The organism is Seongchinamella unica, from assembly GCF_004354085.1.
Classification (GTDB): domain Bacteria; phylum Pseudomonadota; class Gammaproteobacteria; order Pseudomonadales; family Halieaceae; genus Halioglobus; species Halioglobus unicus.
Genome location: NZ_SMSE01000002.1, coordinates 355,007 through 367,300 on the forward strand (window position 1 = coordinate 355,007; position 12,294 = coordinate 367,300).

General features: G+C 59.7%; 12 protein-coding genes. 8 read left to right on the forward strand and 4 right to left on the reverse strand.

The features are described from left to right. Nucleotides 1–9: 9 nt before the first annotated feature. The gene (locus E2F43_RS08710; RefSeq protein WP_133211731.1) at nt 10–330 is read left to right on the forward strand and encodes a 2Fe-2S iron-sulfur cluster-binding protein; all 321 of its coding nucleotides are present in this window, start codon (nt 10–12) and stop codon (nt 328–330) included. A 16-nt stretch (nt 331–346) separates the two neighbouring features. After that, the gene (locus E2F43_RS08715; RefSeq protein WP_133211733.1) at nt 347–1,591 is read left to right on the forward strand and encodes a cytochrome P450; all 1,245 of its coding nucleotides are present in this window, start codon (nt 347–349) and stop codon (nt 1,589–1,591) included. Nucleotides 1,592–1,646: 55 nt separating this feature from the next. Here the strand turns inward: E2F43_RS08715 and fdxA are convergent, their stop codons facing one another. The 3 genes from fdxA to E2F43_RS08730 all read right to left on the reverse strand — a co-directional run bounded on the left by fdxA (nt 1,647) and on the right by E2F43_RS08730 (nt 5,519). Further along, nucleotides 1,647–1,970, reverse strand: a complete 324-nt coding sequence (gene fdxA, locus E2F43_RS08720) for a ferredoxin FdxA (RefSeq protein WP_117953087.1) — start codon at nt 1,968–1,970, stop codon at nt 1,647–1,649. A gap of 184 nt (nt 1,971–2,154) precedes the next feature. Continuing rightward, the gene (gene mutS, locus E2F43_RS08725) at nt 2,155–4,698 is read right to left on the reverse strand and encodes a DNA mismatch repair protein MutS (protein ID WP_133212967.1); all 2,544 of its coding nucleotides are present in this window, start codon (nt 4,696–4,698) and stop codon (nt 2,155–2,157) included. 251 nt (nt 4,699–4,949) lie between these two features. Next, the gene (locus E2F43_RS08730) at nt 4,950–5,519 is read right to left on the reverse strand and encodes a peroxiredoxin (RefSeq protein WP_238946818.1); all 570 of its coding nucleotides are present in this window, start codon (nt 5,517–5,519) and stop codon (nt 4,950–4,952) included. Between the two features lie 191 nt (nt 5,520–5,710). Here E2F43_RS08730 and E2F43_RS08735 point away from each other — a divergent pair, with 191 nt between their 5' ends. Beyond that, nucleotides 5,711–6,406, forward strand: coding sequence for a Crp/Fnr family transcriptional regulator (locus E2F43_RS08735; RefSeq protein ID WP_133211737.1), 696 nt, complete (start codon nt 5,711–5,713; stop codon nt 6,404–6,406). A gap of 188 nt (nt 6,407–6,594) precedes the next feature. Then, nucleotides 6,595–7,626 carry an alpha/beta hydrolase gene (locus E2F43_RS08740; RefSeq protein ID WP_133211739.1) on the forward strand — a complete coding sequence of 344 codons (1,032 nt, stop codon included), beginning with the start codon at nt 6,595–6,597 and terminating at the stop codon, nt 7,624–7,626. Between the two features lie 114 nt (nt 7,627–7,740). Here E2F43_RS08740 and E2F43_RS08745 read toward each other — a convergent pair whose 3' ends face one another. Further along, complete coding sequence (locus E2F43_RS08745) at nt 7,741–8,418, reverse strand: esterase/lipase family protein (RefSeq protein ID WP_133211741.1); 678 nt, start codon at nt 8,416–8,418, stop codon at nt 7,741–7,743. Nucleotides 8,419–8,621: 203 nt separating this feature from the next. Here E2F43_RS08745 and E2F43_RS08750 point away from each other — a divergent pair, with 203 nt between their 5' ends. From E2F43_RS08750 to E2F43_RS08765, 4 genes are read left to right on the forward strand one after another with little or no spacing between them, the layout of a single operon-like run. Next, nucleotides 8,622–9,086, forward strand: coding sequence for a MaoC family dehydratase (locus E2F43_RS08750; RefSeq protein ID WP_133211743.1), 465 nt, complete (start codon nt 8,622–8,624; stop codon nt 9,084–9,086). Between the two features lie 24 nt (nt 9,087–9,110). Next, a complete protein-coding gene (locus E2F43_RS08755; RefSeq protein WP_133211745.1) occupies nt 9,111–10,031 on the forward strand; it encodes an SDR family NAD(P)-dependent oxidoreductase in 921 nt (306 codons plus the stop codon). A gap of 11 nt (nt 10,032–10,042) precedes the next feature. Further along, nucleotides 10,043–11,221, forward strand: a complete 1,179-nt coding sequence (locus tag E2F43_RS08760; RefSeq protein WP_133211747.1) for an acetyl-CoA C-acyltransferase — start codon at nt 10,043–10,045, stop codon at nt 11,219–11,221. 15 nt (nt 11,222–11,236) lie between these two features. Next, nucleotides 11,237–12,217: an NADPH:quinone oxidoreductase family protein gene (locus E2F43_RS08765; protein WP_133211749.1), complete on the forward strand. Its 981-nt coding sequence runs from the start codon at nt 11,237–11,239 to the stop codon at nt 12,215–12,217. The last annotated feature ends 77 nt before the right edge of the window (nt 12,218–12,294 follow it).

The following is a 12,294-nucleotide window of genomic DNA, read 5'->3' on the forward strand; positions in this document are numbered from 1 at the left end:
GAACCCGCCATGCCCAGAATTACCCTGGTCGAGTTCAATGGAACCGGCCACACCATCGATGCCGAATCCGGCAAGACCCTGATGCTCAACGCAATTGAAAACGGTATCCCCGGTATCGACGCCGACTGTGGCGGCGCCTGTGCCTGCGGGACCTGCCATGTATTCCTGGACCCCCAGTGGCTGGCAGCCGCTGGCGAGTCCAATCCACTGGAGGATGCCATGTTGGCTATGCGTCCGGATCGGGAGGGCCGCTCCCGGCTGAGTTGCCAGATCGAGGTGACCGACGCCATGGAAGGCATGGTCGTCCGGATGCCCGAATACCAGATGTGAATGGAGCAGCGAACCAATGAACCCCATGACACAACTCCCTGATCCGGCTGCCACGCCTCTGGAAGAAATAGATTTCAGCGACCCACGGATGTTTCTTGAGGACAGCTGGTACCCTTATTTCGCGCGCCTGCGCGACGAGGCCCCGGTACATTACCAGGCGGAAAGTCCCTTCGGGCCGTTCTGGTCGGTCACTCGATTTGACGACATCGTCGCCGTGGACACCAATCACCAGGACTTCTCTTCGGAACCGGCGATCGTGATTGGCGACCCCGAGGAAGATATGCCGCTGGATATGTTTATTGCCATGGACCCGCCCAAACACGACTTGCAGCGCAAGGCGGTGCAGTCGGTGGTGGCGCCCAGGAACCTGGCGGAAATGGAATCCCTGATCCGCTCACGCGTTGCCGCAATACTCGACAATCTGCCAGTTGGAGACACCTTCAACTGGGTCGATGAGGTTTCCATCAACCTCACCACCCAGATGCTGGCTACCCTGTTTGATTTTCCTTTCGAGCAACGCTCCAAGTTGACCTACTGGTCGGATATGGCTACCGCCGCGCCGCAAATCTCGGGGGGTGATGCCGACCCCCGGGAGCGTGAAACCGCGCTGCTGGATTGTCTGGCAACATTTACCGGGATCTGGCATGAGCGCGAGGCGAGCGACAGTGCCGGCTTTGACCTGATCACGTTGTTGCAGCGTGATCCGAATACCAGCGAGATGGCAGACAACCCGGTCGAATTTCTCGGTAACCTGCTGTTGCTGATTGTGGGCGGCAACGACACCACCCGCAACTCAGCTACCGGCGGGGTGCTGGCCCTGAACCAGAATCCCGGGGAGTACGACAAGCTGCGCGCGGACCCCGGGCTCATCCCCTCCATGGTGTCGGAAATCATCCGCTGGCAAACACCCCTGGCACACATGCGCCGGCGAGCGACCAGGGACCTGGAGTTTCGTGGTCAGAAAATCCGCGAGGGTGATAAGGTGGTTATGTGGTACATGTCCGGTAATCGCGACGAACGCAGCATCGACAATCCCAACGCGTTTATCATCGACCGCAAAAATCCCCGCCACCACATCTCTTTTGGCTTCGGCGTGCATCGCTGCATGGGTAACCGCCTGGCCGAGATGCAGTTGCGTATCCTGTGGGAGGAAATCATGCGGCGATTCAGCTTAGTCGAGGTGATGGCGGAACCGAAACGGGTGCAGTCCAACTTCGTCCGGGGTTACGAAACCCTGCCGGTCCGAGTGCATCCTCTGTAAATCTTGCAGCCATAAAAAAGCCCCGCTATTGCGGGGCTCCGGCGTTGCAGCGCAACTAGCGTTGCAGTAATTCCAGCTTGTTGGGTTTGCCGGCCCATTCTTCGGCGTCCGGCAGGGCGTCCTTCATCTCGGTAATGCAGGGCCAGACTTCCGCCAGTTCGGCGTTCAGCTCGAGGAAGACCTGCTGGTCTTCCGGCAGTTCGTCCTCGGAGAAGATAGCGTCCACGGGACATTCCGGCTCACAGAGGGCGCAGTCAATGCACTCGTCCGGGTGAATGACCAGAAAGTTTGGGCCCTCGTAAAAACAGTCGACCGGGCAGACTTCCACGCAGTCGGTGTGCTTACAGTTGATACAATCTTCGCCTACAACAAATGTCATGCTCTAAAAACCTCTATCCGTTTTTCTTCACCGTCATCCATGGTCAGGCCCGGATCCAGTGGGTTGTCGTCGCTGAACACCCGCCGGGGCGGGAATGACAGTGATAGGGCCACCCTTCACGGGGACTCCAGACTGGCGGGCGTAAGTTTACCTGCATGCCCCGGGGAAATGAAGTCCCGGCCCGCTACAGTTTACGCTTGAGTTCGTAGAGTGTCTCCAGTGCCTGGCGGGGGCTGAGATCGTCCACGTCCAGTTCTTCGAGCTCGTCGATCACCGGGTGGGATGTCGCGCCGGCAAACAGATCGACCTGGGGGGAGGCTGGCGGCGCGACCTGCCCGGTAAGGCCTCCGCCGGGCTGGCCACGTCCTGCCTCCAGTTCGCCAAGCTTCTCGCCCGCCGCCCGCAGGACAGTGGCGGGAATACCGGCCAGTTTCGCTACCTGCAGGCCGAAGCTGCGATTTGCCGGCCCTTCCTGAATATGGTGCAGGAACACCACGTGGTCCTGGTGCTCGGTGGCATCCAGGTGCACGTTGGCCATGGTCGGGCAGAGTTCGGGCAATGCGGTCAGCTCGAAATAGTGGGTGGCGAACAGGGTGAAGGCTTTAACGTTGCGGGCCAGCTCCACTGCGGCCGCCCAGGCCAGGCTGAGGCCGTCGAAAGTACTGGTGCCGCGGCCCACTTCATCCATCAATACCAGGGAGCGGGGCGTGGCGTTATGCAATATGTTCGCCGTTTCGGTCATTTCGACCATGAAAGTCGAGCGGCCGGACGCGAGGTCGTCGGAGGAGCCTATGCGGGTGAAAATACGGTCCATGGGCGCAAGCCGGGCTGCACTGGCAGGGACATAGCTGCCGATGTGGGCGAGCAGTGCGATCACCGCATTCTGGCGCATGTAGGTCGATTTACCGCCCATGTTGGGGCCGGTGATCAGCAACATGCGGCGAGATTCGTCGAGCAGGGTGTCGTTGGCGATAAAGGGTTCCTCGAGGACCTGTTCTACCACCAGGTGGCGGCCCTGTGCCACCTCGAATACCTGCTCCTGGCAGAATTGCGGACGGCACAGGCTCAGGCTGTCGGCGCGCTCCGCGAGGCAGGACAGCACATCAATCTGGGATACCGCCGCGGCGGTATCCTGCAGTGGTGCCAGTTGTTCGTTGAGCTGTTCCAGCAGTTCATCGTAGAGGGCTTTTTCCCGCGCCAGCGCCCGGCTCTTGCTGGACAGGGCCTTGTCTTCGAACTCCTTGAGCTCGGGGGTGATAAAGCGCTCGGCGTTTTTCAGGGTCTGCCGGCGGATGTATTCGGCAGGTGCCTTGTCTGACTGGGCTCGGCCGATCTCGATGTAATAGCCGTGGACCCGGTTGTAACCGACCTTCAGCGAAGGTATTCCGGTGGCTTCCCGTTCACGTTGCTCGATGTCCAGCAAATAGTCAGCTGCCCCGGTACTGATATTGCGTAACTGGTCCAGTTCTTCATCGTAGCCGTCGGCGATCACCCCGCCGTCACGAATCACCACCGGCGGGTTGTCGATGATCGCCCGCTGCAGCAGGTCTACCAGGTCCGGGTAGTCTCCGGCCTGGTGTGACAGGCTTGCCAGCAGAGGAGCGCTGCAATGGCCCAGTTCCGACCGTAACCGGGGTAATGCGGCCAGCGAGCTCAGCAGGCGGGTGAGGTCTCTGGGGCGGGCGCTGCGCAGGGCCACCCGGGTGAGGATGCGCTCCATGTCACCGATGGGCTTGAGGGCTTCGCGCACAGTTTCATAGTGATAGTTGCCGCAGAGTGCGGCGATCGCGTCCTGGCGCCTTTCAAGGGTGGCTATGTCGGTGAGCGGGCGGTGCAGCCAGCGCCGCAACAGGCGGCTGCCCATGGCGGTAATGCCCTTGTCCAGGACGGAATACAGGGTGTTGCGGTCGCCGCCGGCCATGTTGATGTCGATTTCCAGGTTGCGGCGGGTGGCCGCATCGAGGATGACGCTGGCCTCGCGGCTCTCGTGGCTCATACTGCGGATGTGGGGCAGGTTGGAGCGCTGGGTATCCTTGACGTATTGCAACAGGCAGCCGGCCGCGCCGATGGCGAGATCGAGGCCATCGCAACCGAAGCCCTGCAGGTCATGGGTCTGGAACTGGGCGTTGAGGGCGCGACGGGCGCTGTCGACATCGAATTCCCACTCCGGCTGCGGGCGGGCACCGCTGCGGGTGGTAATGGCGGTATGGCCAATGCTGTCGCAATAGAGGGTCTCGGCGGGAGCCAGGCGTTGCAGTTCGCCGGTAAGCGCCTCGTCGCCATTCACTTCCAGCACGCGGAAACGGCCGCTGGCCAGGTCCAGGTAGGCCAGGCCGTAGTCGTCACCGCGCTGTGCCACCGCCAGCAGCAGGTTGTCCACCCGCTCTTCCAGTAGCGCCTCGTCTGAGAGTGTTCCGGGGGTGACCACCCGCACCACCTTGCGTTCGACCGGCCCCTTGCTGGTGGCGGGATCGCCGATCTGTTCGGCGATGGCCACGGAAACACCGGCTTTCACCAGCCGCGCCAGATATCCCTCGGCGGCATGGTAGGGCACGCCGCACATGGGGATGGGGTCGCCATTGGACTTACCCCGGGCGGTGAGAGTGATGTCGAGCAGTTCCGCCGCCTGTTTGGCGTCGTCGTAGAACAGCTCATAGAAGTCGCCCATGCGGTAAAACACCAGGTCGTTGGGGTGTTCCGCCTTGATGGCCAGGTATTGAACCATCATGGGGGTGTGGCCGGATTGCTTGTTGGAGCTGGTTGTGTTGCTCAAAATCTGTACTGTCGGCAGGTGTGCGGGTTGGCGCTAACAGTAACAGTTTTCCGGGTGGCGATGTAGGGTTTACCGCCGCCTGACCTCGAGGCTGGCAGGGCGGTTGTCGCCGTAACGCTCGCCGTCGTTGAGTCTTCGCTTGCGAGACTGACCCGCAACAGGGGATGGCGGGTTGCCCACTGGACAACCCGCGGGGCAGGACCTGATCAGCCTTCGAATGCCTTGCGTGCCTCGGTCACCCCGGGAGCATCAGCGCCCTTGATGTAGGCCAGCATGGTGTCGGCATCGGACACTTCGAAGGGGTCGATCGGGCAGTTGTCGCCGAAATCAGGCTCGATGAACATCTTTTCGATCTTGCCGTCGTCTACCAGCATGGAATAGCGCCAGGAACGCATGCCGAAACCCAGGTTGGACTTGTCGACCAACATGCCCATCTTGCGGGTAAACTCGCCGTTACCGTCGGGCAGCAGGAAGACGTTTTTGTTACCGACCTCCTTGCCCCACTTGAACATGACGAAGGCGTCGTTGACCGAGACACAAATAATTGCGTCTACGCCGTTGGCCTTGAACTCGTCATAGAGTTCCTCGTAGCGCGGCAAATGGTTGGAGGAACAGGTCGGGGTGAAAGCGCCGGGCAGGGAGAACACAACAACTTTCTTGCCCGCGAACAGGTCTTCAGTGCTTGTGTCCTGCCAGCGGTAGGGGTTGGGGCCCTCTACTGACTCGTCGCGAACGCGGGTTTTGAATACAACAGTGGGCACTCTTTCGATCGACATGATGATCTCCTTTGATCTGTGGTCTACGTGAATAAAGATAATTTATTGATCATTGGTAATCCAATTGTATATTGCTATGGAAGGAGGTGGTTTTACCTATCATCGGAGCTGCTACTATGGGCGCCCCAAGGCATAGAGCCTCTGTTTTCAGGTTACCGCAGTGTATTTAATTTCTGGCTTACGGGCATGTGATGGTTGATGTCAGCCCCCTGGACATGATCAGCGATTCGCCCTGGTTTGTCGGCCTGCCCGAGTCGCTCATCCAGCAACTGGCCCAGTCTGCCAGCATTCGCCCCTTCAACCGGGGAGCCTATCTTTTCACCGAGGGAGAAATCGATACGGATGTCTACTGCGTGGTGACGGGCCGCATTCGAATTGCCATTTCCAGCGCGGGTGGACACCACTTTGCCATCACCGATCTTACCCACGGCGCCTGGTTTGGTGAGCAGGGACTGGTGAGCGACACGGGGCGCGCCGCCAGTGCCGAAGCGCTGGTAACTTCCCATGTACTGGTATTGCCGAAACTCGCCATGATGGACGCGGCCGAGCAATGGCCTGGATTGTACCGCAACCTGCTGCGCCATCACGTGGATCGCTCCCGCGAACTCTACAGCCTGCTGGGCGATGTTCTGTTCTATCCGCTGCGGGCCCGGGTGGCGAGCCGGCTGCTGCAGATGCTGGCGGACCACGGGGTTCACAATGACGGGGAGGTCCTGCTGGAAATGAAACTGACCCAGAATGATTTTGCCCGGCTCGCCCTGGGCTCCCGGCAGCGTGTGAACAAGATCTTCAGGGACTGGACTGAGCGCGGTATTGTCGAGAGCAACGGGGACAGCATCACCGTCAAGGATATTGAGGCATTGCAAGCCGAAGTGTCGCACGACTAACCAGATTTGGGGTCAGGGTAAAAACTTCCGGGCAGCCAATTGTACAATTCCTCTGTTAACCCGGGAGGAAGTTTTTACCCTGACCCCAAATCTGCCAAAGTCGACAAACGTGAGCCGACAGGCACCTTGGCTGCACAATGCCGCCGCCGATGTTTATACTCCCTGAACTTCCCTGCCGAGAGTGAACAATGAGCAAGCTGAACGACGATCCACGAATTGACCCACGTATCAAAGCATTGATGGGTTCCATGCCTCCAGCGGCGACCAAAGACGTAGCGTCGCGGGAACAGCTGATACAGGACGCCCGTCGACCGGAGAGTATTGAGCGGCTGGAACAGATGAAGGCGATGTTCGAAATGGTGGACAACGAACAGGTGGCGCCCTCGGACGGCCTGTTGATTTCCGACCACCAGTTCGTCTCGCAACCGGACGGCAATACCATCAAGGTGCAGTTCATCCGCCCGGAAAGCACCGAGCCCTTACCCTGCGTGTACTACATTCATGGCGGTGGTATGCAGTCCATGTCCTGTTACTACGGCATTTACAGGGCCTGGGGAAAGATTATCGCCGCCCAGGGTGTCGCCGTGGCCATGGTGGATTTCCGCAATTGCGTCAATCCGTCTTCTGCGCCGGAGGTTGCCCCCTTTCCAGCAGGTCTCAACGACTGTGTGTCCGGCGTTCGTTGGCTGGTTGAACAGGCAGTGGCGCTCGGTATTGATCGCAGTCACATTATCGTGGCGGGGGAGAGCGGTGGCGGCAACCTGACCCTGGCGACGGGTCTCAAGCTCAAACAGGAGAACGATCTGGGTTTGATTCGCGGGTTGTATGCCCTGTGTCCCTACATTGCCGGCAAATGGCCGCAGGAGCGGTTTCCTTCCTCCATTGAGAACAACGGCCTGCTGTTGGACCTGCACAGTAATTACGGCGCCATGGCCTATGGCATAGACGCCTTCAATGAGGGCAACCCGCTGGCATGGCCATCATTTGCCGCCGAAGAGGACGTGAAAGGTCTGCCGCCAACGGTGATCAGTGTCAATGAATGTGACCCGCTGCGAGATGAGGGAATCGAGTTTTACCGGCTTCTGCTGAGGGCCGGTGTTGCCGCCCGGTGCCGGCAGGTCATGGGCACCATACACGGCACCGAAATTTTCGCGATTGCCTGTCCTGACATCAGTCGGGAGACCGCTGCCAGTATCGCCCAATTCTGTCGCGAGGCCTGAGGCATATATTTGGGGTCAGAGTAAAAACTTCTCCAACGCCGACGCATCGACTTAATCTGCTCTTATGGAAAGTTTTTACTCTGACCCCAAATCTCCGAGCCAGATGGGCGAAGCCTAGTGTTCCGCCAGTTTTTTGGCCACCCAGTACCAGACGGCGGGGTTGACGTTCAGCCCGATGTGACTGCCGAGCACTTCGATGTTGTGGACATGGCTGTGATGTCCGCTTTGCCGTGAACTGCGCCAGTTGACGATGCCATCGCCCCGGGTGTAAATCGCGGTGGTCGGCACCGGCGGTGGGTCGGGGTTCAACTGGCCGCGGGGATTGTCTGGGTTCAGCCGGGCATACAGGCGTGAGGCGTGCGACGCATCGTGGTGACCCTGGCCGAAAGGACTGCCCAGGGTAATGACCTGGCGGATTCCCCGCGGCGTCGCCCGGGCAATTTCGCGGGCGTAAATGCCTCCCAGTGAGTGTCCCACCAGCGAAACCTTGCCGCCCCCGGTCTTGGACAGGCTATCCAGGGTGGCGATCAGTTGATCGTGCTCAAAGCTGCCCACCCCCAGGTTGCGGCCCTGCCGCCAGCCGATCGCCCGATAACCCAAATCCCGCAGAAATCGTATCAGGGGGCCATTCCCCAGGTCATCACCGAGGAAGCCGGGCAGCACCATGACCGCGTGTTGTTCCCCGGCGCGGGGCAGTCGACGCAGCAGGGGCTTGCTAAATTGCAATGCCGCCGCGTCCACCAAAGCGCGCGGTGCATCGGAAAGAGCCAGTACCAGGGAAGGCGGTTTCATCAGCTTAACCTCGCTGCTTGTGCGCGGATCCTGTTATCAGGGCACGGCCAGACATCGGCAGTTGCCAGAGTAACGCTTATATTATGCGCGGATCACCCTGTGCCGGGTGTCACCTTGGTGACAGCGGTGCCGGTTCCCTGTTGTTAGTATCTGGGCTCGCAATTTTGCCCGACCGATAATTCAACTCCAATAAGGAATCACGTATGGCGATTAAAATCGTACCCAAAGATGAACTGGTCAATGCCGTGGGCACCCGCTTCGAGCCGGGTGCATGGATTGATATCACCCAGGATCGCATCAACACCTTTGCTGACTGTACCGAGGACCACCAGTTCATCCACGTCGATGAAGAGGCGGCAAAGAACACGCCGTTCGGCGGTACGATTGCCCACGGGTTCCTGACCCTGTCTCTGCTGTCCAGGATGGTGGAGGGGAACGGGGTTATGCCCGACAACGTGGTTATGGGCCTTAATTACGGCTTCGACAAGGTGCGCTTTCTGGCCCCGGTGCGCGCCGGCAAGCGGGTGCGCAGCCACGTGGAGGTGCTTGATGTCACCCGCAAGGACGACAATCGTTTCCTGATCAAGCAGGGTATCTCGGTAGAAATTGAGGGTGAGGAAACCCCCGCGTTGGTGGCCGAGTGGCTGTCCATGGTTATTACTGCTTAACGAAATTATAAGGGAGAAGAGAACATGTCTATTCGCTATGACGGCAAAGTTGCCATTGTTACCGGTTCTGGCCAGGGTCTGGGCCGCAGCCACGCCATTGAACTTGCCAGGCGTGGCGCCAAAGTCGTGGTCAATGACCTCGGCGGCAGTGTCGATGGCTCTGGTGCCGGCTCCGAGGCCGCCCAGTCGGTCGTTGCCGAGATCGAAGCGCTGGGCGGGGAAGCCATCGCCAATGGTGCCAATGTCGCCCGCTACGACGAAGTCGAGGCTATGGTCAAACAGGCCATGGACCAGTGGGGCAGGATAGATATCCTGGTGAACAACGCCGGCATACTGCGCGACAAGAGCTTCGCCAAGGCTGAACTCGACGATTTCAAACTGGTGATGGATGTGCACCTGATGGGTACCGTGAACTGCACCAAGGCCTGCTGGGACGTGATGAGGGACCAGGGCTATGGCCGTATTGTGGTCACCACATCGTCATCGGGCCTCTACGGAAACTTCGGCCAGACCAACTATGGCAGTGCCAAGATGGCGGTTATCGGTCTGATGAATACCCTGGTGCAGGAAGGAGGCAAATACGATATCCGGGTGAATGCCCTGGCTCCCACGGCTGGGACCCGAATGACCGAAGGCCTGATCCCGGAAGAGGCTTTCGCCCTGTTGACCCCGGAAACCGTTACCCCGGCCGTGTTGTACATGGTCAGTGAAGACGCGCCCAACAAGACCATCATCTGCGCCGGTGCCGGCGCTTATTCCGTTGCCAGAATTGTGGAAACCGATGGCGTGTGGCTCAGGCCGGAGGAGCAGACTCCCGAGGGTATTGCCGCACACTGGGACGAGATCACCTCTGCAGAGGGAGAGCGCCAGCCGGAAGCGGGCTTTGAGCAAACCGTTAAATTCACCGGCAAGGCTATGGAAGGTCTGGGCCTGGTCGACAAATAGGAGCAATCACAATGAAAGAAGCAGTTATCGTTTCAACCGCACGTACCCCCATCGGCAAGGCTTACCGCGGTGGCTTTAATAACCTCGGTGGAGCAACCCTGGGGGCGGCTTCCGTCGCCGAAGCGGTCAAACGCGCCGGCATCGAGCCGGGTGAAGTGGAAGACGTGATCATGGGATCCGCCCTGCAGCAGGGCGCGACGGGATCCAATATCGCCAGGCAGATCGCGCTGCGCGCTGGCCTGCCGGTGACCACCTCCGGTATGACGATTGATCGCCAGTGTTCCTCCGGGCTGATGGCCGTGGCGACAGCGGCCAAGCAGGTGATGTATGACGGCATGGATATTGTGGTCGGCGGTGGACTGGAATCCATCTCGCTGGTGCAGAACGAGCACATGAATATCTACCGCATGGTCGACGAAGAACTCATCGCCATGCATCCCCAGATTCATATGCCCATGCTGCAAACCGCGGAAACCGTCGCCCAGCGCTACAACATTTCCCGCGATGCCATGGACGAGTACGGGTTGCAGTCACAGCAACGTACCGCGGCGGCCTACGAGGCTGGCAAGTACGACGACGAACTGGTTCCGGTTACCTGCAAACGCACCGTCTGGGACAAGGAAACCGGCGAGGCCTCGGAAGTGGAAGCCACAGTATCTGCCGATGAGGGTCTGCGGGCGACCACAGCAGAGGGGCTTGCCAGCCTGAAGACCGTGGTAGAGGGCGGCACCATTACCGCCGGCAACGCCTCCCAGTTATCTGACGGCTCCTCCGCCCAGGTGGTGATGGATGCCAAACTGGCCGAGCAGCGAGGGCTGGAACCGTTGGGTATTTACCGCGGCATTGCCGTCGCCGGACTGGAACCGGATGAAATGGGCATCGGCCCTGTTTACGCGATCCCCAAACTCCTCAAACAACACGGACTCAGCATGGAAGACATCGGTCTGTGGGAGCTGAACGAGGCCTTTGCGGTACAGGTGATTTACTGTCGCGACCAGCTGGGCATAGACAATGACAAGCTCAACGTCAACGGTGGTGCTATCTCCATCGGCCATCCCTATGGCATGAGCGGCTCAAGGATGATTGGCCATGCGCTGATCGAAGGCAAGCGTCGCGGGGTGAAGTACGTGGTCATCACCATGTGTGTCGGCGGCGGTATGGGCGCCGCGGGCCTGTTTGAAGTCGCCTGATCGAGGAGCAAGAGCATGAAAGCAGTAGTTTGTAAGGAACACGGCCTGCCGGAAAAACTGGCACTGGTGACGGATTGGCCGGAGCCGGAAATGGGTGACAATGACGTGCTCATCGATGTGCATGCCGCGGGCCTGAATTTTCCGGATGTGCTGATGATCCAGGGCAAATACCAGACCCAGCCTGATATGCCCTTCGTCCCCGGTGGCGAGTCCGCCGGCGTGGTCAGCGCAGTGGGTGACAAGGTCACTCGCTTCAAACCCGGCGACAAGGTGGTTTCCATGGGTGGAGCGGGCGCATTCAGTGAACGCCTGGTTGCCAACGAGTTTGGTTGTTTCCCGATGCCCGAAGGCCTGACGTTCGAACAGGCCGCCGGCGTCAGTATTACCTATTTCACGTCGTATTATGCGCTGAAGCAACGGGCCAATATCCAGCCCGGGGAAACCCTGCTGGTACTGGGCGCCGCCGGTGGCGTGGGTGTCACCGCGATCGAACTGGGCAAGCTCATGGGTGCGAAAGTGATTGCAGCGGCCAGTTCCGCTGAGAAACTGGCCCTGTGCAAGCAGCTGGGGGCGGATGAGCTGATCAACTATTCTGAAGAGTCGCTCAAGGACCGGGTCAAGGAAATGACCGGCGGCAGGGGCGTGGACGTGGTTTACGATCCGGTTGGCGGGGACTATGCAGAACCGGCGGTGCGCAGCATGGCCTGGAAAGGCCGTTACCTGGTGATCGGTTTTGCCAGCGGCCCCATTCCCTCGATCCCGCTGAACCTGGCCCTGCTCAAGGGCTGCTCCCTGGTGGGAGTATTCTGGGGGCGCTTCACCGGCGAGGAGCCGGAAGAAAACCTGAACAATATCCACGAGCTGTGGGAGCTGTTCTCAGCGGGGAAACTCAATCCGGTGGTGACCGATGTGTTTCCGTTGGAGCAGTACGAGGATGCTTTCAACTGCCTCATAGATCGCAAGGCCCGTGGCAAGGTGATTCTCACTACCCAGTAGGACGCAGGCCTCCTGTCGCCTGCGTGACAGGTGCGGTGTGTTGTGCGCTGATACCATCAAATGATTCAGAAAGCTGA

Coding starts and splice junctions, on each gene's coding strand:
- fdxA (WP_117953087.1), bottom strand. CDS start 1,970: ATGACATTTGTTGTAGGCGAAGATTGTATCAACTGTAAGCACACCGAC.
- E2F43_RS08730 (WP_238946818.1), bottom strand. CDS start 5,519: ATGTCGATCGAAAGAGTGCCCACTGTTGTATTCAAAACCCGCGTTCGC.
- E2F43_RS08710 (WP_133211731.1), top strand. CDS start 10: ATGCCCAGAATTACCCTGGTCGAGTTCAATGGAACCGGCCACACCATC.
- E2F43_RS08760 (WP_133211747.1), top strand. CDS start 10,043: ATGAAAGAAGCAGTTATCGTTTCAACCGCACGTACCCCCATCGGCAAG.
- E2F43_RS08735 (WP_133211737.1), top strand. CDS start 5,711: ATGGTTGATGTCAGCCCCCTGGACATGATCAGCGATTCGCCCTGGTTT.
- E2F43_RS08740 (WP_133211739.1), top strand. CDS start 6,595: ATGAGCAAGCTGAACGACGATCCACGAATTGACCCACGTATCAAAGCA.
- E2F43_RS08745 (WP_133211741.1), bottom strand. CDS start 8,418: ATGAAACCGCCTTCCCTGGTACTGGCTCTTTCCGATGCACCGCGCGCT.
- E2F43_RS08750 (WP_133211743.1), top strand. CDS start 8,622: ATGGCGATTAAAATCGTACCCAAAGATGAACTGGTCAATGCCGTGGGC.
- E2F43_RS08765 (WP_133211749.1), top strand. CDS start 11,237: ATGAAAGCAGTAGTTTGTAAGGAACACGGCCTGCCGGAAAAACTGGCA.
- E2F43_RS08715 (WP_133211733.1), top strand. CDS start 347: ATGAACCCCATGACACAACTCCCTGATCCGGCTGCCACGCCTCTGGAA.
- E2F43_RS08755 (WP_133211745.1), top strand. CDS start 9,111: ATGTCTATTCGCTATGACGGCAAAGTTGCCATTGTTACCGGTTCTGGC.
- mutS (WP_133212967.1), bottom strand. CDS start 4,698: ATGATGGTTCAATACCTGGCCATCAAGGCGGAACACCCCAACGACCTG.